Source organism: Parasedimentitalea denitrificans (assembly GCF_011813015.1).
GTDB lineage: Bacteria > Pseudomonadota > Alphaproteobacteria > Rhodobacterales > Rhodobacteraceae > Parasedimentitalea > Parasedimentitalea denitrificans.
The window spans coordinates 253699-274402 of record NZ_QHLQ01000002.1; the positions used below are offsets into that span (position 1 = coordinate 253699).

General features: G+C 57.1%; 19 protein-coding genes. 5 read left to right on the forward strand and 14 right to left on the reverse strand.

Annotated features, from left to right (window positions below):
* Positions 1-3: 3 nt before the first annotated feature.
* A complete protein-coding gene (scpA, locus tag DL239_RS03840; protein ID WP_167682481.1) occupies positions 4-2133 on the reverse strand; it encodes a methylmalonyl-CoA mutase in 2130 nt (709 codons plus the stop codon).
* Positions 2096-3031 (reverse strand): hypothetical protein, encoded by a 936-nt coding sequence (locus tag DL239_RS03845; RefSeq protein WP_167682483.1) that lies wholly within the window; start codon positions 3029-3031, stop codon positions 2096-2098. Before DL239_RS03845 ends, scpA begins: the two co-directional genes overlap by 38 nt.
* 180 nt (positions 3032-3211) lie before the next feature.
* Here DL239_RS03845 and DL239_RS03850 point away from each other — a divergent pair, with 180 nt between their 5' ends.
* Positions 3212-3655, forward strand: a complete 444-nt coding sequence (locus DL239_RS03850; protein ID WP_167682485.1) for a DUF4174 domain-containing protein — start codon at positions 3212-3214, stop codon at positions 3653-3655.
* A 4-nt stretch (positions 3656-3659) separates the two neighbouring features.
* Here the strand turns inward: DL239_RS03850 and DL239_RS03855 are convergent, their stop codons facing one another.
* The 6 genes from DL239_RS03855 to DL239_RS03880 form a co-directional block, all read right to left on the reverse strand.
* A complete protein-coding gene (locus tag DL239_RS03855) occupies positions 3660-4181 on the reverse strand; it encodes a hypothetical protein (RefSeq protein ID WP_167682487.1) in 522 nt (173 codons plus the stop codon).
* Positions 4182-4591: 410 nt separating this feature from the next.
* Entirely contained in the window at positions 4592-6592 is a 2001-nt protein-coding gene (locus DL239_RS03865) for an acetyl-CoA carboxylase biotin carboxylase subunit (protein WP_167682491.1), read from the reverse strand.
* 162 nt (positions 6593-6754) lie between these two features.
* Complete coding sequence (locus tag DL239_RS03870) at positions 6755-7102, reverse strand: hypothetical protein (protein ID WP_167682493.1); 348 nt, start codon at positions 7100-7102, stop codon at positions 6755-6757.
* Between the two features lie 69 nt (positions 7103-7171).
* Positions 7172-7306 carry a hypothetical protein gene (locus tag DL239_RS21785; protein WP_255456222.1) on the reverse strand — a complete coding sequence of 45 codons (135 nt, stop codon included), beginning with the start codon at positions 7304-7306 and terminating at the stop codon, positions 7172-7174.
* 214 nt (positions 7307-7520) lie between these two features.
* The gene (locus DL239_RS03875; protein WP_167682494.1) at positions 7521-8000 is read right to left on the reverse strand and encodes a DUF6497 family protein; all 480 of its coding nucleotides are present in this window, start codon (positions 7998-8000) and stop codon (positions 7521-7523) included.
* A gap of 99 nt (positions 8001-8099) precedes the next feature.
* The gene (locus DL239_RS03880; RefSeq protein ID WP_167682496.1) at positions 8100-9632 is read right to left on the reverse strand and encodes an acyl-CoA carboxylase subunit beta; all 1533 of its coding nucleotides are present in this window, start codon (positions 9630-9632) and stop codon (positions 8100-8102) included.
* Positions 9633-9820: 188 nt separating this feature from the next.
* Here DL239_RS03880 and DL239_RS03885 point away from each other — a divergent pair, with 188 nt between their 5' ends.
* Both DL239_RS03885 and DL239_RS03890 read left to right on the forward strand, forming a co-directional pair.
* Positions 9821-11035 carry a multidrug effflux MFS transporter gene (locus tag DL239_RS03885; RefSeq protein ID WP_167682498.1) on the forward strand — a complete coding sequence of 405 codons (1215 nt, stop codon included), beginning with the start codon at positions 9821-9823 and terminating at the stop codon, positions 11033-11035.
* 90 nt (positions 11036-11125) lie between these two features.
* Complete coding sequence (locus tag DL239_RS03890; protein WP_167682500.1) at positions 11126-12514, forward strand: helix-turn-helix domain-containing protein; 1389 nt, start codon at positions 11126-11128, stop codon at positions 12512-12514.
* Positions 12515-12591: 77 nt separating this feature from the next.
* Here DL239_RS03890 and DL239_RS03895 read toward each other — a convergent pair whose 3' ends face one another.
* The 3 genes from DL239_RS03895 to betB form a co-directional block, all read right to left on the reverse strand.
* On the reverse strand, positions 12592-12831 hold the full coding sequence (locus DL239_RS03895) for an HP1242/YdcH family protein (protein WP_167682502.1): 240 nt from the start codon (positions 12829-12831) through the stop codon (positions 12592-12594).
* A 151-nt stretch (positions 12832-12982) separates the two neighbouring features.
* Positions 12983-14638 (reverse strand): choline dehydrogenase, encoded by a 1656-nt coding sequence (gene betA / locus DL239_RS03900; protein ID WP_167682504.1) that lies wholly within the window; start codon positions 14636-14638, stop codon positions 12983-12985.
* Positions 14639-14752: 114 nt separating this feature from the next.
* Complete coding sequence (betB, locus tag DL239_RS03905; RefSeq protein WP_167682506.1) at positions 14753-16210, reverse strand: betaine-aldehyde dehydrogenase; 1458 nt, start codon at positions 16208-16210, stop codon at positions 14753-14755.
* A 237-nt stretch (positions 16211-16447) separates the two neighbouring features.
* Between betB and betI the strand changes: the two genes are divergently transcribed.
* Positions 16448-17023, forward strand: a complete 576-nt coding sequence (gene betI / locus DL239_RS03910) for a choline-binding transcriptional repressor BetI (RefSeq protein WP_167682508.1) — start codon at positions 16448-16450, stop codon at positions 17021-17023.
* Positions 17024-17033: 10 nt separating this feature from the next.
* Here the strand turns inward: betI and DL239_RS03915 are convergent, their stop codons facing one another.
* The 3 genes from DL239_RS03915 to DL239_RS03925 all read right to left on the reverse strand — a co-directional run bounded on the left by DL239_RS03915 (position 17034) and on the right by DL239_RS03925 (position 19659).
* Entirely contained in the window at positions 17034-17939 is a 906-nt protein-coding gene (locus DL239_RS03915; RefSeq protein WP_240931703.1) for a DMT family transporter, read from the reverse strand.
* Positions 17940-18036: 97 nt separating this feature from the next.
* Positions 18037-18969 carry a pirin family protein gene (locus tag DL239_RS03920; RefSeq protein ID WP_167682510.1) on the reverse strand — a complete coding sequence of 311 codons (933 nt, stop codon included), beginning with the start codon at positions 18967-18969 and terminating at the stop codon, positions 18037-18039.
* 84 nt (positions 18970-19053) lie between these two features.
* Complete coding sequence (locus tag DL239_RS03925) at positions 19054-19659, reverse strand: LysE/ArgO family amino acid transporter (protein WP_167682512.1); 606 nt, start codon at positions 19657-19659, stop codon at positions 19054-19056.
* A gap of 139 nt (positions 19660-19798) precedes the next feature.
* Between DL239_RS03925 and DL239_RS03930 the strand changes: the two genes are divergently transcribed.
* Positions 19799-20683 (forward strand): LysR family transcriptional regulator ArgP, encoded by an 885-nt coding sequence (locus tag DL239_RS03930; protein ID WP_167682514.1) that lies wholly within the window; start codon positions 19799-19801, stop codon positions 20681-20683.
* The last annotated feature ends 21 nt before the right edge of the window (positions 20684-20704 follow it).

Below are 20704 nucleotides of genomic sequence, written 5' to 3' on the forward strand. Positions count from 1 at the left end.
GGTTTAAGTACGAGCGTCCCGGATCAGTTGCAGAATGTTCTGGGCAGCTTCGGGGATGTTGGTCCCGGGGCCAAAGATCGCTTTGACGCCGTTTTCGTACAGGAAGTCATAATCCTGCTGCGGGATCACGCCGCCGCAGATGACCAGGATATCTTCGGCGCCCTGATCCTTGAGCGCCTGAACCAGTTGTGGAGCAAGCGTCTTGTGACCCGCGGCCTGTGACGAGATGCCGATGACATGCACGTCATTGTCTACCGCATCCTGTGCGGCCTCGGCCGGGGTTTGAAACAGTGGACCTACATCCACATCGAAACCAATATCGGCAAACGCGGTGGCAATGACCTTGGCGCCACGGTCGTGACCGTCTTGCCCCATCTTGACCACAAGGAGGCGTGGGCGGCGGCCCTCTTCCTCAGCAAAGTCTTCGATGTCTTTCTGAATGGCCGCAAAGCCTTCGTCGCCTTCGTATGCTGCGCCGTAGACACCCGCCAGAGTTTTCACCTCGGCACGGTGACGTCCGAATTCTTTTTCCATCGCCATGCTGATCTCTCCAACTGTGGCCCGCGCGCGGGCGGCCTCGACAGCGGCGGTTAACAGGTTGCCGCCTTCCTTGGCACAAGCGGTCAACGCATCCAGCGCGGCCTGGCAGGCAGCTTCGTCACGAGTTCCGCGGATCTGCTCCAGACGTGCCACCTGGCTTTCACGTACTGCAACGTTATCGACATCTAGAATGTCGATTGGGTCTTGCTCATCCAGTTTGTACTTGTTGACGCCAACAACCACCTCGTCGCCGCGATCGACCATGGCCTGACGGCGGGCGGCACTTTCCTCGATGCGCAGTTTTGGCATACCACTGGCCACGGCCTCGGTCATGCCGCCCATTTCCTCGACTTCCTGGATCAACTCCCAAGCCTTGTCGGCCAGCTCAGCAGTCAGGCTTTCGACGTAATAGGAACCCGCCAGCGGATCGACCACATTGGTGATACCGGTTTCCTCTTGCAGGATCAGCTGGGTGTTGCGGGCAATCCGGGCCGAGAAATCGGTGGGCAGGGCAATCGCCTCGTCCAGCGCGTTGGTGTGTAGCGACTGGGTGCCGCCAAGGGCTGCCGCCATCGCCTCGTATGCGGTGCGGACCACGTTGTTATAGGGGTCCTGTTCCTGCAAGCTGACACCGGATGTCTGGCAGTGGGTGCGCAGCATTTTGGAGCGTTCGGATTTTGCGCCGAATTCGGTCATGATGCGGTGCCACAGCAGACGCGCGGCGCGCAGTTTAGCGGCCTCCATGAAGAAGTTCATGCCAATAGCAAAGAAGAAGGACAGACGACCGGCGAACTTGTCGACATCCATGCCGGCCTCAATCGCGGCGCGCACGTATTCGCGGCCATCGGCCAAGGTATAGGCGAGTTCCTGTACAAGGTTCGCCCCGGCCTCTTGCATATGGTAGCCGGATATCGAAATCGAGTTGAACTTGGGCATCTCGTTCGAGGTGTATTCGATAATGTCCGAGATGATCCGCATCGAGGGTTCAGGCGGATAGATATAGGTGTTGCGGACCATGAACTCTTTCAGAATGTCGTTCTGAATGGTGCCCGCCAGCAGCGCCTTGTCGTGGCCCTGTTCCACGCCTGCGACGATGAAACTGGCCAGAATCGGGATTACCGCACCGTTCATGGTCATCGAGACTGAGACCTTATCCAGCGGGATGCCGTCGAACAGAATCTTCATGTCCTCGACGCTGTCAATGGCCACGCCAGCCTTGCCCACATCGCCCACCACGCGGGGGTGGTCACTGTCGTAGCCACGGTGCGTCGCAAGGTCAAACGCAACTGAAACGCCTTGCTGACCGGCGGCCAGGTTGCGGCGGTAAAAAGCGTTGGATTCTTCGGCGGTAGAGAACCCGGCATATTGCCGGATGGTCCAGGGGCGGCCTGCGTACATTGTCGCCTTCACCCCACGGGTGAAAGGGCCTACTCCGGGCACAGAGCCCATGTGAGGCAGCTCTGCGGTGTCGTCTTCAGTATAAAGCGGCTTAACCTCGATCCCTTCGAGAGTTTGCCAGTTCAGATCGTCAACAGGACGTCCGCGCAGCTCTTTTTCAGCCAGCGCCCGCCACTCGGTCTGTTTGGTCGTCATTGGGATTTCCTCTTGTCAGGTCAGTGCGGGCCGGGTTCATGCCCTGCCCTGATTTTTCTGGATCTTGTTTCAATTGGACCAGCCCGTCGCCACCTGCCGCCAACCACATCAGATCATCGACATAGGTCTCACGAAGGGCCGCGATCTGGGCCGTATTAAAGGGTTGCCAGCGCCCTTCGCCCTTGGGCAGGTCATCGGCAACTGACATCGGCAACTGGCGACGCAAATCCCCCAGATGCGGTGTGGCGTTCAGGCGAATGCGGGAATGAGTGCGGGGCATTTTTTGGTCGAACATCGCGCCCAACTGAACCTCGGGGCGGCCACCATAGGTTTCAAACGGCATCGCCCAGATGCGCGCACCGGGGATGGCGCAGGCCACATCAGTCAGCACGTCACGCCAGCTGCGCTGACTAACCGCCAGACGTTGCAGCATCTCGGCGCTGGGGATCAGGTTGCCACGCGCCACGTTATCGCCCAGGGCCGAGGCCCAATAGCTCTCAAGGCTGCGAATATTGACCATCACATCACTGATCTGGCCATCAAAAGCCTGAGCAAACCGAGCCATGCGCTCGCCTGCCCCGTTGTATAATCCCCCCTTACGCAGATTGTTGCGCAGGGTGCCCATCATGTTTTCATCACTGACAATCAGGTGATCCATCCCGCTTGCAATGCTGCCCGACAGGTGCATTTGCACCCGCCCGACGGCACGGCGTTGTGGATTTCGACCGGTCGAAGCCCTAGGCCCCGGCACGATACCGTTGAATAGCCCACTACGGGTGCGTCGTGGCCCCCAGAACCCGATTTTTCGGGTATTCAGTTCGTCCGTGTTCAGGCGCATATATTCTTGAAAGCTGGTAGTGGCGCAGCGATGTGCGCCGATATGCAAAAACACGTTCATTGACTTGCCTGATCTTGGGACACCAGCCACACGCGGCGGCCGGTTTGTAGGAAACTGCAAGATCATACCCCGCAACCCCTGACAGACCGCTTAACAATAAGAGGTTTTTTAGGGTCTGAGGTCATTTCCCCCATCGCATTCCGCGCAAACGTGCATATATTCATAGGAACAGGAGATATTATGAAACCATTCCTAGCCCTTGTTCTGGCAGCATTTCTTCCAGCACCTTTGATCGCACAGGACGCCACCGGCGAAACTGGGGCTCCGGCATTGATCCAACCCAATGACAGCGACCTTAGTGAGTATCTATGGAAGAACCGCCCGGTCGTGGTTTTTGCAGACAGCCCGGATGATCCACGGTTCCATGAACAAATCGAGCGGCTGTCGCAAGGCGCTGAGGCGCTGTTTGATCGCGATGTGGTGGTTCTGGTCGATACTGATCCTGCTGCCAACTCGATGTTGCGGCAGAAATTGCGGCCACGGGGGTTTATGCTTGTTCTGGTTGGCAAGGACGGAGGAGTGAAGCTGCGCAAACCGTCACCCTGGACCGTGCGTGAGCTAAGCCGCACTATCGACAAGTTCCCATCGCGCCTGCGCGAGGTAGAGGAACGGCGCGGCAGCTGAGCCATCACACCGTTCCCCGCGCGTAATAAATTTTCGAATTCCTGCGATCCAGCACCGCCATAACGTTGCCGTCTGGATCAAACATCAGAACCGAGTCGGGATCCAGCAGGGCCCGCAAATAGGCCTCTTTAATCTGATCAGTCATGCAGTTCTTGCCCGCAATGCCCGACGACAACACACCAATGCCCTGTGGAAGGTCTCTGGTCATGATCTGTTCTGACACCGCGTTCGGCGACAGGCCTTTGACATCAAAAGCCACTGCATCGCCTTCTTTCAACAAGGTCATGCCGGTCGCGATTGAGCGGGCCTTGGAGATCAGTGACGTTACCCGAACGCCATCAACTTTGAACACACCGGCAGTGCAGTCCATCGTGGATTTGAAATAGGTGGTATCGCCGAGGCTGACCCAGTCGCCAACCCGCGCGCGCACTTCGTCTTCGCTATCCATGGCACAGCCTGCCAGAGCGGTCAGTGCCAGACCGACAATAGCGGGCAAGAGGCTGATACGCTTATACAGTTTGGACATTGCTGCCCTCCTTTAGGGCAATGGGCGCGAAGTATAGAAGCGCTAGACCGCTTCCCAGCACTGTCGCCACCCATGACAAAACCAGAAGACCTTCGCCGAAGTTTAGTGATTTATGCAGCCAAGACAGGACCGGTTCGCTTGCTAGAACTAGTACAGCATAGATCGCTATTAATATTTTCCAGTTCAGGTTGCGCCCCAGCACAATCATACAGGCTGTGAAAAATGTAGGAGCGGCGGCTGTAAGCCCTCCACATGTTGCTAAGAAAACAAAATAGTGACCCGTAAAAAAGATACGATATAAAAAGTGCGGCACCAACCAGCTAAGCAGGATCACTCCAGCGATCCCTGCTACCAAAGCAGCAAGGAGACAAGCTGTCGTCAACGCTATCCGGCGGGCTGGGGCCATTGTTTTATTCGAACTCCATGATCACTTCGTCCACCGCAAGGCTGTCACCAGCCGCGGCGTTGATCTTGGAAACAGTGCCCTTTTTCTCGGCCTTCAGGATGTTTTCCATCTTCATCGCCTCGACAGTGCACAGGGCCTGCCCCTCTTGGACCTCGTCGCCGACCTGTACCGCAACATTGACGATCAGACCGGGCATTGGGCACAGCAACAGTTTTGATGTATCCGGCGCCACCTTTTCAGGCATCAGCTTGGCTAGTTCCGCCTGACGTGGAGTACGTACGTGCACCTTCATGTCAGCCCCGCGTGAGCGGATGCGGAAGCCGCCGGGAATCTTGCCAACCTTCAGCACCAGTGTTTCGCCGTCGACCTCAAGCTCAGCCAATTGATTACCCGGGGTCCAATCACTGGTGACGCGTTTGTGGGTACCATCAGCAAATTCAATGGTGGATCCGTCACGATCGGCATCGATGGTCATCGCATAGTCTTCACCCTGCAGCGAGACCACCCAATCAACGCCAATCCGGCGTTCATGGTTGTCCATACGGCCCGACACGCGGGTGCGGCGGATTTCGGCGACACGGTGCATGGCGGCACAGGCGGCAGCAATCTTGCGCAGCGCGTCGGCGGGCAGCTCAACGCCTTCGAACCCGTCGGGATACTGCTCTTCGATGAACGCAGTCGTCATTTCACCGGCCATAAAGATCGGGTGATCCATCACCGCCGACAGGAACGGCAGGTTGTGTCCGATACCTTCGACCTCAAACCCGTCCAGCGCGTTGCGCATGGCCTCGATAGCCTCGGCACGGGTTGGCGCCCAGGTACAGAGCTTGGCGATCATCGGGTCGTAATACATCGAGATCTCGCCGCCTTCAAAAACGCCGGTGTCATTGCGCACGATATGGCCCTCTTCGACCACCTCGGCTGGTGGACGATAGCGGGTCAGTCGACCTATGGACGGCAGAAAGCCCCGATATGGATCTTCGGCATAGAGACGGTTTTCAATGGCCCAGCCGTTCAGTTTCACATCTTCCTGTTTGATGGTCAGTTCTTCACCGTTGGCGACGCGGATCATCTGTTCGACCAGATCAACGCCTGTGATCAGCTCGGTCACCGGGTGTTCCACCTGCAGGCGGGTATTCATTTCCAGGAAGTAGAAGTTTTTGTCGCCATCAACGATGAACTCCACAGTCCCGGCAGATGTGTAGTCCACCGCCTGCGCCAGTGCGACGGCCTGTTCGCCCATTGCCCTGCGGGTGGCTTCGTCCAGGAAGGGGCTTGGTGCTTCTTCGACAACTTTCTGCTGACGGCGCTGGATCGAGCATTCACGCTCGCCCAGATAAATGCCGTTGCCGTGGCTGTCACATAGAACCTGAATCTCGATGTGACGCGGTTGGGTGACGAATTTTTCAATGAAAATCCGGTCATCGCCAAAGGAATTGGCGGCTTCGTTCTTGGACGATTGGAAACCCTCGCGAGCCTCCTCATCGTTCCAGGCAATCCGCATGCCCTTGCCGCCACCACCGGCTGAAGCCTTGAGCATCACAGGATAGCCGATTTCGTTCGAGATCTTTACCGCCTCGTCGGCGTCCTCGATCAGGCCCATGTGGCCGGGAACCGTGGAAACACCAGCCTCTTGGGCGATTTTCTTGGAGGTGATCTTGTCCCCCATCTTTTCAATCGCACCAACAGGAGGGCCGACAAAAGCGACACCTTCGGCTGCCAGCGCGCTGGCGAATTTGGAGTTTTCCGACAGGAAGCCATAGCCTGGATGCACGGCCTGCGCGCCGGTCTGGCGGATGGCGTCCATCACCTTGTCGATGACGATATAGGATTGGTTGGCCGGGGGTGGGCCGATATGAACCGCCTCGTCTGCCATTTCCACATGCAATGCGTTGCGGTCGGCATCCGAATAGATGGCAACGGTCTGGATACCCATCTTGCGCGCGGATTTGATAACGCGGCAGGCAATCTCGCCCCGGTTGGCGATCAGGATCTTGTTAAACATGGGCAGTCCTTTGTCTTCTGGATGTCGAAACAGCACAGATCTGCGCAGGCTGCACAGCTGGGCGAATTGTTTGTATTTCGGTGCCGGGCATAATGGGCCCGGCAAATAGGGGTGTCAGATCACCAAGGTGACGGCGCGGAGTGGTCTGCAGCCCCATCCCGATCACTCCCCAAACACGTCCGGAAACGACAGTTGGCAGACGCGCAGGTCAAGGACCAGCAACGCCTCATAGCTTTCCGGATCAAAGGGGTCTTCGGCAGGGATCACCTCACGCTCGAACAGCCAGCTGATGCGGCCAGCATCAAGATTGCCGCGTTCAAAGGGCTGATCGCCAAACTGTACCCACAGGGCTTTGATAAACCCAGCATCCGCGCGGCGGTCTGCCGGGCGTCGGTCATGGTACCGTTCGCGTCGTGATATCGCCGTGACCCCTTTGGGGTTCGGGCGTCGAATTGTGAATTGGAAATCTGTGCCCGGCAATCGGCCGGGGAATCCGCGGTGTTTTAACATGGTAGCGCCTTTCGCCCGGCGCTGCGCGGAGATTTGGGGACCGACCGCAGGGCCGGGCCCCAATTTTTGTTATTTGTACTTGCCGGTGTAGACTGGCTCTTCCGAAATAGGCTCAACCACGACAAATTCTTCTTCTTGCTGCGAGCAAGCAGCAACGGCAGCCAGCAGGCCAGCCAAAGCGAACAGTTTGATGCTCTTGGACATTTCTGTCTCCTGTGTGAAAAATTGAAACCGGCTTTACGGTATGCCGCGACCGGTTTCGACCTCATATAAAGAGCTGCGAAATTGCAGCTCGCGTAAATGATAGCCGACAATTTAGCCAGATTACATCCAAATCGAGGCAAGGCTAAGGCATGTGGCCGCAAAGCCGCAGCAATCCGCCGAGATATGCCTGGTATCGCAAGATATTGAGGAGACATCAGAACTCCTCCCAGATGCAGCGCGTATCATCGGGGCGATACGTTTCAAAGAACTGGGTGGCGGCTGGATCTTGCGCCCCAAACTCAACAGGGCGGTCCATCAGAGAAATCACCACCCGAGCCGGTGCTATCTGATGATAAGTTAGGTAAGGCATCGCCAGTTCATCACATAGATGGTCCATGTCCGGCCCGGCCTGGTCATAGCTGATGCTGCCAGAATCATGGGTGATCGCCGGTGCGATAAAACGGAACCGCGCCCAGAGCTCGCCCGGGGCCTCGTCCAGCAGCACCTCGGTCAAAGTGACAGCCTGCCCAGACGGCACCGGAAATGGCTCATCAGCAGCCAAAGGCGTGGTTTGCAGTATCAAGGTAAACAGACATCCGCAGCTTCGACCCCCAAACAAATGGGCTCCTCCGGCCGAAGCTGCTGGCGCTGCGCCATTGGCGCGCGCTGTTCTATGTCGGTTGGAGCGGATCATGGTGTGAAACTACTGCACATGTCAATTGTTTTAAGGCCAGGTCCCGCCAAAGAGTATTCATGCCTCCGGCGGGAGTATTTCAGCAAAAAGAAACCACGGTTAAAGTGGAATATTATCGTGTTTCTTCCACGGGTTCTTTAGCGACTTGCCGCGGAGCGAGGCAAAGGCGCGGCTGACGCGACGGCGGGTAGACTTGGGCTGGATCACTTCGTCGATAAAGCCACGTTCAGCCGCGACAAAGGGATTGGCAAAGCGGTCTTCGTAGTCAGCCGTGTGTTGGGCGATCTTTTCGGCGTCTTTCAGGTCAGCGCGGTGGATGATTTCGGTAGCGCCCTTGGCGCCCATTACTGCGATCTCGGCCGTGGGCCAAGCATAGTTGAAATCACCGCGCAGGTGTTTAGACGACATCACGTCGTAGGCGCCGCCATAGGCCTTGCGGGTGATCACGGTCACCTTTGGCACGGTTGCTTCGCCATAGGCAAACAGCAGCTTAGCGCCGTGTTTAATGACACCACCGTATTCTTGCGAGGTGCCGGGCAGGAAGCCGGGAACATCGACCAGTGTCAGGATTGGGATTTCAAAACAATCGCAGAAGCGGACAAAACGTGCTGCCTTGCGTGAACTGTCGATATCGAGACAGCCGGCCAGCACCATAGGTTGGTTGGCAACCACGCCCACAGTTTGACCTTCTAGACGGATGAACCCGGTCAGGATGTTCTTGGCAAAATCCTCTTGGATTTCATAGAAATCACCCTCGTCCGCCAGTTTGTGGATCAGCTCTTTCATGTCGTAGGGCGTGTTGGGGTTGTCGGGGATCAGGGTATCAAGGCTGTCTTCGATCCGGCCGGGTTCGTCAAAGAAGGGACGTACCGGGGGTTTTTCTTTGTTGTTGAGCGGCAGGAAGTCGACAAGACGGCGGACCTCGGCCAGCGCCTCGACGTCGTTCTCAAACGCGCCATCGGCAACGCTGGACTTCTTGGTATGGGTAGACGCACCGCCCAGCTCCTCGGCTGTGACCGTTTCGTTGGTCACGGTTTTCACCACATCAGGGCCAGTGACAAACATGTAGGAGGTGTCTTTGACCATGAAGATAAAGTCAGTCATGGCAGGGGAATACACCGCGCCGCCGGCACATGGGCCCATGATGACAGAGATCTGCGGCACCACACCCGAGGCCATCACGTTGCGCTGGAATACCTCGGCATAACCGGCCAGTGAGGCGACGCCTTCCTGGATGCGGGCTCCGCCGGAATCGTTGATGCCAATGACCGGCGCGCCATTCTGCATCGCCATATCCATGATCTTGCAGATCTTTTGCGCATGGGTTTCAGACAGCGAGCCACCGAAGACAGTGAAGTCCTGAGAGTACACATAAACCATTCGGCCATTGATAGTACCCCAGCCGGTGACGACACCGTCCCCGGCTGGGCGCTGCGCTTCCATTCCAAAGTCAGTGCAGCGGTGGGCGACAAACATGTCAAACTCTTCAAAACTATCTTCGTCCAACAGCAACTCGATACGCTCGCGTGCGGTCAGCTTGCCACGACCGTGCTGTGCGTCGATGCGGCGTTGCCCGCCGCCCAACCGCGCGTCCTGACGGCGGTTTTCCAACTCAGCAAGGATATCTTTCATGGCCCGTGTCCTCTAATGATTTAGCGCGACCATATATTGCGTTTTCGATGGACCCAAGGCAATTATCGCAAATTTGCAAAGTTACTACAAGAAGGCGACAGCAAACTGCAAATATGCTAATAGGCATACTTAGGTTTTATCACGCAGAGCAATGGACAACAGTGCCCTTGTGACCTAAGCCAGATCACATGCAGAGTTCTTCGCGCCAGTTTTTTAAACGCACCAGCCCACCTCATATCTCAACGCTGATCCTGCTGGCAGGCATTTCAGCGCTAGGCATGAATGTGTTTCTGCCCTCGCTACCGGGCATGGCAGTGTACTTTGATGTCGACTATCGCCTGATGCAGCTGTCGGTGGCGCTGTATCTGGCCGTCAACGCAGTGGTGCAGATTATCGTCGGGCCGATCTCTGACAAAGTGGGGCGTCGGCCTGTCATCTTGGCCGGGATCGTCTTTTTCCTGCTGGCAACACTCGGCTGCATCATGGCGCCGACGGCGGAGATCTTTTTGCTGTTTCGCATGGCCCAGGCCGTTGTTGCAGTGGCGATGGTGCTAAGCCGCGCTGCGGTTCGGGATTTGTACGACGCAGACCAAGCCGCTAGCATGATCGGCTATGTCACCATGGGCATGGCAGTTGTCCCAATGATAGGGCCAGCCATAGGCGGCGCGTTGGATCAGGCATTCGGCTGGACGGCTAACTTCTGGCTCCTGTTCGGCATGGGCCTTGTCATTCTGGCATTCACCTATTTCGACTTTGGCGAAACCGCCCACAAAAGCGGCAAGACGCTGGTGGCGCAGTTCCGGGAATACCCTGAGTTGCTACGCTCCCCCCGTTTTTGGGGCTACTCGCTGGCGTCTGGGTTGTCGTCAGGCTCGTTCTTTGCCTACCTCGGCGGCGCGCCGTTTGTCGGCACCGAGATCTATGGGTTGAGCACGGCACAACTGGGCCTCTACTTCTCGGCCCCTGCCGTAGGGTACTTTGCCGGGAACTTCCTCTCGGGCCGCTATTCGATGCGGATCGGTATCAATCGCATGGTGTTCTGGGGCTGCTGGATCAACGGGATTGGCGTCGCATTGTCGCTGGCGATGGCTTTTGCCGACCTTGATACCGTTTATACCTTCTTTGGCTTCATGACTTTTGTCGGCGTTGGCAATGGCATGGCGATCCCCAATTCAACCGCTGGCGCATTGTCGGTCCGTCCACATCTGGCGGGAACCGCCTCGGGATTAAGCGGCGCATTGATGCTGGGCCTTGGTGCCGCACTCAGCGCCTTTGCCGGTTGGGTATTGGGGGCGGGTTCAACAGCGGTGCCACTGCTGGTGATCATGCTTGTCACTGCAGTACTCGGGATTACTTCAATCATGATGGTCATTTCCCGCGAAAGGCAGCTGGCTGTTCAATAACAAGCGACTGCTGCGACGCCCTGCCACTTGCGGGCTCGACTTTGCAATTCTACAGTTCACGGAACTTAGATTTGCAAAGGCACCTTCTTAATGGCCCCTCAAAAACTATATGCTGGCGCCAAGCTGCGTGAAATGCGGATCCGGCTGACGCTGACGCAAAAGGAATTTGCCGCCAAGCTGGGGGTTTCCCTGCCCTATCTGAACCAGATGGAAAATAACAATCGCCCGGTTAGCACAACTGTGGTGCTGGCCTTGGCGCAAGAGTTTGGTTTGGATGTAACCGAGCTAAGCTCAGGCGATAGCGAGAGGCTGGTCAGTGATATGCGTGAGGCGCTGGCGGATCCGGTGTTTGGTGATGACGCGCCGCCGCTGGCGGATTTACGACTGACTGCATCCAACGCCCCTGCCCTTGCCCGCGCATTTCTGGGGCTGCACCGGGCATACCGCCAGACCCATGAGCGGCTAGCCTCGCTGGATGAAGCATTGGGGCGCGAGGATTCGCGTGTTCAGGCTAGCCCCTGGGAAGAGGTGCGCGACTTTTTTCACTACTGCGACAACTACATTGACGCAGTGGACCGGGCCGCCGAACATTTCACCAGCGATGGCGACAGCCGAAAGGCCGCAAACGCGGTACTCAAGAACCTGGGAATTTCCGTGGTGGTCAGCAAAATTGACACTCTGCGTCACTACGACAGCAGCAGCCGAATTTTACACCTGTCAAACCGGGCTGCCCCGCAAACTCAGGTTTTCCAGATGCTGCTGCAGATTGCCCTGTTGCGCCAGAACGATCTGCTAGAGGCTACGTTGGATTTTGCCCGCTTCAACAGCGACGAGGCCCGTGCGATCGCCAAGATTGGTCTGGCCAACTATTTCGCCGGGGCAGCACTAATGCCCTATGGTCGATTTTTGACCGCAGCACAGGAATACCGCCACGATCTTGAGCTTCTCGCCACACACTTTGGCGCCTCGATCGAACAGGTCGCGCACCGGCTGTCGACCCTGCAACGCCCAGGTGCCAAGGGAATTCCGTTCTTTTTTGTCCGGGTGGATCAGGCAGGAACGATTACCAAACGCCACTCGGCCACGCGGCTACAATTTGCCCGTTTTGGAGGTGCCTGCCCACTGTGGAATGTGCACCGTGCCTTTGAAACGCCGGGACGTTTTCTGCGGCAGTTGGCCGAAACGCCAGATGGCGTCCGGTATATTTCGCTGGCACTGGATGTGTCCAAGCCCGGTGGTTCGTTTGGGTCTCCGGTACAGCGCTATGCCATCGCACTAGGGTGCGAGGTGCGTCATGCCGACAAAATTGTCTATGCGGACAACATGGGCGTTAGCAACGAAAGCGCATACGAGCCGATTGGAATTTCCTGCCGTATTTGCGAACGCCAACAGTGCCACCAACGATCAGTCCCACCGCTAGAGCGGCGACTGACCATCAACACCAACACGCGCAGCGTATTACCCTATGAAATAAGCTAAGGAGAGTGCTGGAATAGCCGAAAATCGAATTTTCCGGCCTATTTTCTAAGTTGAAAATGCCCTGCCGCTGTCAGCGGTTATGCCTTTGATAAAATGCCCCAGATCTCATCCTTCAGGGCTGCACGTGTTTTGCGCAGATCCACCTCTGCCAGATCGGCAACAGGCTCTACCTTGGTTTCAGCCCGATGCACGGCGCGGTTCACCTCGTGATACTCATCCGCCAACTTGGCGAAGTGCGCATCAGACTGCTTTAACGCACTGATTACGGATACTTTATCCGGGAATTCTTCGGCCAGTTCATGGGGTGTATTTTTCATCCGCTCGCTCCTTATTTTCGGCTCGACATCAGGCTAGACCACCGGCTGGCCGCCCACTTTGACCGGGATCAAACAAAATTGAGGACGATGGAAAATCGACGGGGAAACTGCCAAAAACGTGACGGTCACCTCGCGATTTCAGCATTCAGGATTAGCGCTGCGACTGCTGCCAATCAGGGTGGTACCACGGCTCTGCGTTAGAGGCCGGCAACTGGCGGTTCAGAATGTGGTCAGCCGCCTTTTCCCCTGTCATGATCGAGGGACCATTCAGGTTGCCATTGGTGATCCTCGGGAAGATAGAACTGTCGGCTACCCGCAGCCCATCAACGCCAATAACCCGGCATTCTGGATCCACAACCGAGGTTATATCATCAGCTGCCCCCATGCGGCAGGTTCCGCAGGGATGGAACGCGCTTTCGGCGTGCTCTCGGATGAAACTGTCCAGCTCATCGTCACTCTGCAAATCTATGCCCGGCTGGATCTCGTGTTTGACAAATGGCTTGAACGCCTCTTGGCCAAAGATTTCACGGGTCAGGCGAATGCATTTGCGGAAATCCACCCAGTCCTGTTCGGTGGACATGTAATTGAACTGAATGTTCGGCGCGTCTTTGGGGTCTGCGCTGGCCAGAGTTACCGCCCCGCGCGAGGGTGAGCGCATCGGGCCAACATGGGCCTGGAACCCGTGGCCCTCAGCAGCGGCCTGACCATCGTAGCGCACTGCCATCGGTAGGAAATGGTACTGGATATCCGGGTAGTCGATACCTTTGTGTGAGCGGATAAAGGCGGCGGATTCGAACTGGTTCGACGCTCCTAGCCCTGTCTTGGTGAACAGCCACTGCGCACCAATCATCGCCTTGCTGAACAGGTTCCAGTGCTTAAACAGGGTAATCGGCTGTGAACAGGCCATCTGCAGGTACAGCTCCAAATGGTCCTGCAGGTTTTGCCCGACGCCGGGGCGATCTGCCACCATGTCAATTCCGTGTTCTGCAAGATGTTGGGCCGGACCAATCCCCGACAGCATCAGGATTTTGGGAGAGTTCAGCGAGCTGGCCGAGACAATCACCTCGCGGTTGGCGCGGATCACTTCGATCTTGCCACCCTTCTCAACCTCAACGCCGACAGCCCGGCCTTCTTCGATCACCACACGGCGTACAAAGGCACGGGTCAGGGAACAGTTTTCGCGCTGCAGTGCGGGACGCATGTAGGCGTTGGCCGCTGACCAGCGACGGCCCTTGTAAACGGTCTGCTCCATCGGGCCAAAGCCCTCTTGCTGGTGTCCATTGTAGTCGTCGGTAACTGGATAGCCCGCCTGACGGCCTGCCTCGACAAAGGCGCTGTGCAGCGGGTTATTGCGGGGACCACGAGAGATGTGCAGTGGGCCATCATCGCCGCGCCAATCTGCATCGCCACCCTGACCATTACCGTGCCAGGTCTCCATCCGTTTGAAATAGGGCAGCACGTCGGCATAGCCCCACCCCTGCGCCCCGCTTTCGGCCCAGTGGTCAAAGTCACCAGCGTGCCCGCGCACATAGACCATTCCATTGATTGAGGACGAACCGCCAACCACTTTGCCACGTGGTGTAACCAGCTGACGGCCACCCAGATGCGGTTCGGGTTGCGATTTATAGCCCCAGTCATAGAGGCTCATGTTCATCGGATAGCTCAGCGCGGCGGGCATCTGGATCAGCGGCCCGGCATCGGTTCCACCATGTTCGATCACCTGCACCTGATGCCCTGCCTCGCTCAGCCGATAGGCCAAGGCACACCCGGCCGATCCGGCCCCTACGATTACATAATCTGCATTCATCTCATTTTGCCTCGATCTTTCCGCGGGTCATCCAAGCAAGGGGACAGCCCCTTGCCGTTCTGGTCGCCCCTTTGGGCGACGGGGCGGGTGGGTGGGCGTTGCCCAAAGGGGGGATCAGAACGGCGCCTCAACGTCGCCCATTCGCACATAAACCGACTTGACCTGGCTATAGTGCTTGATCGCCTCTTTCGAATTCTCGCGCCCTACGCCTGATGCCTTGACGCCACCAAATGGCGCCTCAACCGGTGCGTCATTGTACGAATTGATAAAGCAGCTGCCCGCCTCCATCGCACCAATAACCCGGTGCGCACGACTTAGATCACTGGTGAAAACACCGGCTGCCAAACCGAATTCGGTATCGTTGGCACGGGCGATGACATCGTCCTCGTCGTCAAAATCCAGCACCGCCATTACCGGGCCAAAGATCTCTTCGCGGGCGATGACCATGCCATCGTTGACGTCGGCAAACACGGTGGGTTGGATGTACCACCCTTCGCGATCCAGTGCATTGCCACCATAGACCACACGGGCGCCTTCATCCTTACCCTTGGCAATATAGCTGAGCGCGATATCCAGTTGGTTTTCACTGACCATCGGGCCAAATGTCGTTGCCCCATCCATCGGGTCACCAATCACCGCAGTGTCCAGCCGTTCGGCGAGACGCGCCAGGAATGCTTCTTTGATTCCTGACTGCACGAACACCCGAGTGCCGTTCGAACAAACCTGCCCCGAGGAATAGAAGTTGGCCAGAATGGCACCGCCGACGGCGTTTTCCAGATCCGCGTCGTCAAAGATAATCAGTGGCGACTTGCCGCCAAGCTCCATAGTGACATGCTTCATACCAGCGGCGGCGGCGGCATAGACCTTTTTACCTGTCGGTGCCGATCCGGTTAGCGAGACCTTGTCAACGCGCGGATCTGTGACCAATGCACCGCCTACCTCGCCGCGCCCCTGAATGACGTTGAAAACACCCGCAGGCAATCCAGCCTCGATAAAGATTTCCGCCACTTTCAACGCACAGAGCGGCGTAACTTCGGAGGGCTTGAACACCATTGAATTGCCGCAAGCCAGCGCCGGTGCGGCTTTCCAGCAAGCAATCTGCGTCGGATAGTTCCAGGCGCCAATGCCGACGCAAAGACCCAGTGGTTCACGCACTGTGTAGACCCAATCCTGCCCCATGGGGATATGCTCGCCGGTCAGGGACCCAGCCAGCCCACCAAAATACTCCAGCGCATCGGCCCCTGATGTGGCATCCACATACAGGGTTTCTGACATTGGCTTGCCAGTGTCGTAGGTTTCCAGAACCGAGAGCTCATGATTGCGGTCGCGCATGATGTCGGCCGCGCGGCGCAACACCCGGCCACGTTCAGTCCCGGTCATCGCGGCCCAGATCTTTTGCCCAGCCTTGGCCGAGGCCAGCGCCATTTCAATAATGTCAGCGGTTGCGTCGTGCACAGTGGCGATCTGCTCGCCCGTGGCCGCATAGATCACTGGAATTTCGGTGCCTGATGAATCTTCGATGTAGGCGCCATTGATGAAATGGCTGGCAGTGGGTTGAACAGTTGCAGTCAATTTCTGTGTCTCCGACGGGATAGATTGGCCAGCCAATGTGACCGTTTTTAGGGCCGCATGCGCCAACCCAGCATTTTCATGGCTGTGTCTATGCTGCAGAACTGCCCATTGGGGCGTTTCTTAGTGTCATAACACCGATTTCAGAACGAGCAATCAATTTCTGGTACGACCATTCAAGTTTCAAACACGGCAAGATGAGTTGTTGCACCCGCTGTACAACTGACGCAATTATGCAGCATGAGCAGGAAACGCATCCGAGACATCCGCAACGAAGAGCTGATAGAGGCCACTATTGTGGCAGTGCATCGGCACGGTTACGGCGTTGTGACCATGGCAGATATTGCCCGCGAAGCCGGAGCATCTGCAGCCTCTATCAACTATTACTTCGGGTCCAAAGAAGGCCTGATGGAAGCGACAATGCGCCACCTGTTGTGCAAACTTCGGGCGGCGATGATTGCTGGCTATAGCAAGGCGTCTACGCCAACTGACCGGTTGTATGTGGTGATGGATGCCAATTTTTCGGACCAATTGTTCACAGTTGAGCAATGCAGCATCTGGATGCAGTTCTGGGCCAGCGCCCCCTACTCACCGCATTTGGCGCGCTTGCACCGGGTCAACCGATCCCGTGTGCGCAGCCACTTTCGCGCCGAGCTGCGACGTCTTTTGCCTGCTGATGGCGTAGAGACAGCCCGCCAGGCCCTGCAAAACTATATGGATGGCGCCTGGTTGCAGGCTGCGTTGGCCGAAGACCAATTAGATGCAGAGCAAGCCAGGTTAGCCGCCCGCCGTGTTGTGGATCTGGTTCTGTCGTAACGTCCTGCGGTCAGACTTTTACGGCTGTATCCGTCGGCGTGATAGCGCGTCGTTTCAGAACAGATTCCCGCCAAGTGATAAAGCTCACCGCGGCCAGAATAACTCCGCCACCGCAGACCACCCAGATGTCCACCGGCTCGGCAAAGACCAGCGCGCCAAGCGCAGTGGCCCAGACCAGCTGCAGGAAGGTCACCGGTTGCGTGACCGTCATAGGCGCTGAGGCAAAGGCCATGGTCATCGCGTAGTGGCCCCCTGTAGCAAAACAGGCGACACCAAACAAAATAGCCAGCTCAATCAATGTTGGCGTGACCCAGACTACCACCGCAAATGGGGTCAGCCCCACCGTCACCCAGATCGACAACATCGCCACAACAACGGTCGGATTGGTGCCATCAACAGTAAACTTTGCCAGCAGATATGAGGCGCCAAAGGCCATGGCGGTAAACAGCATTGCGATGTGCCCCGGCGATACCTCACGAAATCCGGGGCGCAGGATGATCAGGGCACCAATCAAAGCAGCCAAGATCGCGCCAACCCGACGCAGCGCCAGGCGCTCACCCAGAAACAGGGCGGCCCCTAGGGTCACATAGACTGGCGACAGGTAATTCATCGCCGTGACCTCGGCCAACGGGATTTGGGTCATGGCAAAGAACCACAGGATCACGGCACCGGAATGGACCACACCACGGGCAGCAAACAGCCCCCACATACGCGCGCTGACATGGGTGCGACGCATCGATCCAAGCATAGGAAGTAGGAACACCAAGCCGAGCAAGTATCGCAGAAACGCCATCTCGGCAGCTGGTAGGCGATCCCCGAGGAATTTAACCAGTGCCGTCACCGCAACAAAACACATGCCGGTGATCAACATCCAAATGACACCCCTTAGGGGCTGGTTCTGCGAATTCTGTTCCATGGATAGGACCCAACACCCATTAGCTGGCAGGCACAACCCTTCACATGACAACAAATTTCAAACATCTTTGTTAGACCGCCCGGCAAAACCAGTCCCCCTATGGAAGTGGTATGAATTCCTGATCATCCCCGGGCGGCAGTTGAAACCTCCCTTGTTCCCAGTCCCCGGCCGCCCAAGCCGCCTTGGCCTCTTCGATTTTGTCCTTGGATGAGGCGACAAAATTCCACCAGATATGACGAGGGCCATTCATCGTTTCACCGCCCAGCGCCATCAGCCGCGCGCCGTGAGGACCAGCAGTCACGGTAATTGCATCACCTGGACGAAACACCATCATACGGCCTGATTCAAATGTGTCTCCGGCAATCTCAACCGAGCCTTGAGTAATATAGAGCCCCCGATCTTCGTGATCGTCAGGCAATGGCAGTTTTGCCCCCGGCTGCAACACCACATCCGCATAAAAGGTTTCCGAATACATCGTCACCGGTGCCTTTTCACCCCAGGCGTTGCCGAGGATCAGTCGAACCTCTTTGCCTTCACCTTCCAGCAGTGGCAGCGCGGTTTTGCTATGGTGTTCAAAACTGGCACCGGTCTCTTCGTGGCTTTCCGGAAGGGCAATCCAGGTTTGAATGCCAAACAGCTTACTTTCGCCACGGCGCGTCGCTTCGGACGTACGTTCCGAATGGGTTACCCCCTGTCCGGCCACCATCCAGTTCACTTCGCCGGGATAGATCATCTGGTGGGTACCCAGACTGTCGCGGTGTTCAAACTCGCCGTCATACAGATAGGTCACAGTGCCTAATCCGATATGCGGATGAGGACGCACATCGATCCCCTGCCCGGTCAGGAATTCGGCCGGACCCGCCTGATCGAAAAAGATAAACGGACCAACCATCTGGCGGCGAGGTGCGGGCAACGCCCTGCGTACCTCAAAGCCACCCAGATCGCGCGCACGCGGGATGATCACGGTTTCGATGGCGTCCAGATTGCCCGCATCGGGGGTTTGTGGTTCTAGGCTTGGGTTCCAACTCATCTTGGCACTCCTGCGTTGCTATACCTGAAATGTAGCAACACAAGTCGGCACAACCAGTCCCCTAGCCTGCACACAGCCTGTGCACTACATCAGCAGAAGCTTGACGGCGATGGCCCACATGGTCAGCCCCACCAACACATCCAGCACCTGCCAAGCACGCGGGCGGGCAAACAGGGGGGCCAGAGCCGCTGCGCCATATCCCAGTGAAAAGAAAAACGTGAAGCTGGCCAGCGCAGCGCCAATGCCAAACCACAGCGGCTGCGGGTACTGCGCTGAGATGGCCCCCAGCAAAACAACCGTATCCAGATACACATGCGGGTTTAGCCAGGTCAGCGCCAAAACAGTTGCTAGGATCGGCAGCAAGGCCGCCCCTACCCCGTTGCCTGAATTAGCGTCCATGCTTTCCCCGCCGCGCCAAGCCGCCAGCAAACTACGGGCGCCATACCAGATCAGGAATGCCGCCCCACCCCAACGCATGGCCTGTTCAAACCACGGCCACAAAAGGGTCAGGGATCCGAACCCCATGACACCAGCGGTGATCAGTATCGCATCCGAAGTGGCGCAGGTCAGGCAGATCCAGAATACATGCTGACGACGCAACCCTTGGCGCAGCACAAATGCATTCTGCGACCCGATCGCCATGATCAGGCTGAACCCTAGAAGAAATCCGGCAAATAAACTGGGGGGCATTGGTCTTCCTTTTGTCTGCTCTGGCTTGATTAAGCCAGCCCCGATGCGTAATCAAATTAAAGATACTCACCCCACTTAAGTATTACTAATGCCCCGCCCTGTTAGGCGAGCCACGTATAAGCAACCGCAAGGATCAACGATGCAATTCCCCCCTCATCATCTTGCGGCTCTGTCACAGGTCTTACGACTTGGCAGTTTTGATGCGGCAGCGTCGGCGCTACTGGTGACACCTTCGGCTATTTCACAGCGTATCAAGGCGCTAGAGGATCAGGTGGGCAGTGCGTTGGTTCGGCGCGGACCACCCTGCACGGGAACAGAGGCTGGGATGCGGATTGCCAAACATGCCGAGGACATCGGGTTGCTAGAGGCACAGCTCACGCGTGAATTGGCGCTGGACGCTGACCAAACCCACGCCCGCCTGAAGGTTGCGGTCAATGCAGATAGTCTAGCGACTTGGTTCATTGAGGCGATGGCCTCGGTTGATGGCGTTCTGTTTGATCTGGTTATCGACGATCAGGACCACAGCGCCGACTGGCTGAAACGAGGCGAGGTTTCTGCTGCGATTACCGCCAATGACAAGGCAGTAACCGGTTGCGACACCCATGCGCTGGGGGCGTTTCAATATGTGGCCTGTGCCAGCCCAGCCTATATGCAGCGCTGGTTTCCCGAGGGCGTCACTACAAAAGCGGCGGCGCAGGCGCCCTGTCTTGTGTTTAACGCCAAGGACGCGTTGCAGCGCAGATGGTTAGAGGTGAATGTTGGGCCAGGTCTGTCACCACCCGCGCATTTTCTGCCTTCGACACAGGGTTTTGTAGATGCCGCCGTTGCAGGGATAGGATGGGGCATGAACCCGCTGGAATTTGTACGCCCGTTTATCCAGAAAGGGAAACTGGTCCCCCTGCTGCCAGACACAGAACTGCAAATCCCGTTGACCTGGCAAGTCAGTCGGGTGATGGCGCCTGCGTTGACCGATGTGACCCGCGCCGTGCTGACCGCTGGGCGGCGGCACCTAGTTCAATTGTGACATCCATCGAACTGGCTTGAT

Bases quoted from the DNA above. Each gene is read 5' to 3' on its own strand.
- scpA (WP_167682481.1), bottom strand. From the start codon at position 2,133: ATGACGACCAAACAGACCGAGTGGCGGGCGCTGGCTGAAAAAGAGCTG.
- DL239_RS03845 (WP_167682483.1), bottom strand. From the start codon at position 3,031: ATGAACGTGTTTTTGCATATCGGCGCACATCGCTGCGCCACTACCAGC.
- DL239_RS03850 (WP_167682485.1), top strand. From the start codon at position 3,212: ATGAAACCATTCCTAGCCCTTGTTCTGGCAGCATTTCTTCCAGCACCT.
- DL239_RS03855 (WP_167682487.1), bottom strand. From the start codon at position 4,181: ATGTCCAAACTGTATAAGCGTATCAGCCTCTTGCCCGCTATTGTCGGT.
- DL239_RS03865 (WP_167682491.1), bottom strand. From the start codon at position 6,592: ATGTTTAACAAGATCCTGATCGCCAACCGGGGCGAGATTGCCTGCCGC.
- DL239_RS03870 (WP_167682493.1), bottom strand. From the start codon at position 7,102: ATGTTAAAACACCGCGGATTCCCCGGCCGATTGCCGGGCACAGATTTC.
- DL239_RS21785 (WP_255456222.1), bottom strand. From the start codon at position 7,306: ATGTCCAAGAGCATCAAACTGTTCGCTTTGGCTGGCCTGCTGGCTGCC.
- DL239_RS03875 (WP_167682494.1), bottom strand. From the start codon at position 8,000: ATGATCCGCTCCAACCGACATAGAACAGCGCGCGCCAATGGCGCAGCG.
- DL239_RS03880 (WP_167682496.1), bottom strand. From the start codon at position 9,632: ATGAAAGATATCCTTGCTGAGTTGGAAAACCGCCGTCAGGACGCGCGG.
- DL239_RS03885 (WP_167682498.1), top strand. From the start codon at position 9,821: ATGCAGAGTTCTTCGCGCCAGTTTTTTAAACGCACCAGCCCACCTCAT.
- DL239_RS03890 (WP_167682500.1), top strand. From the start codon at position 11,126: ATGGCCCCTCAAAAACTATATGCTGGCGCCAAGCTGCGTGAAATGCGG.
- DL239_RS03895 (WP_167682502.1), bottom strand. From the start codon at position 12,831: ATGAAAAATACACCCCATGAACTGGCCGAAGAATTCCCGGATAAAGTA.
- betA (WP_167682504.1), bottom strand. From the start codon at position 14,638: ATGAATGCAGATTATGTAATCGTAGGGGCCGGATCGGCCGGGTGTGCC.
- betI (WP_167682508.1), top strand. From the start codon at position 16,448: ATGAGCAGGAAACGCATCCGAGACATCCGCAACGAAGAGCTGATAGAG.
- DL239_RS03915 (WP_240931703.1), bottom strand. From the start codon at position 17,939: ATGGAACAGAATTCGCAGAACCAGCCCCTAAGGGGTGTCATTTGGATG.
- DL239_RS03920 (WP_167682510.1), bottom strand. From the start codon at position 18,969: ATGAGTTGGAACCCAAGCCTAGAACCACAAACCCCCGATGCGGGCAAT.
- DL239_RS03925 (WP_167682512.1), bottom strand. From the start codon at position 19,659: ATGCCCCCCAGTTTATTTGCCGGATTTCTTCTAGGGTTCAGCCTGATC.
- DL239_RS03930 (WP_167682514.1), top strand. From the start codon at position 19,799: ATGCAATTCCCCCCTCATCATCTTGCGGCTCTGTCACAGGTCTTACGA.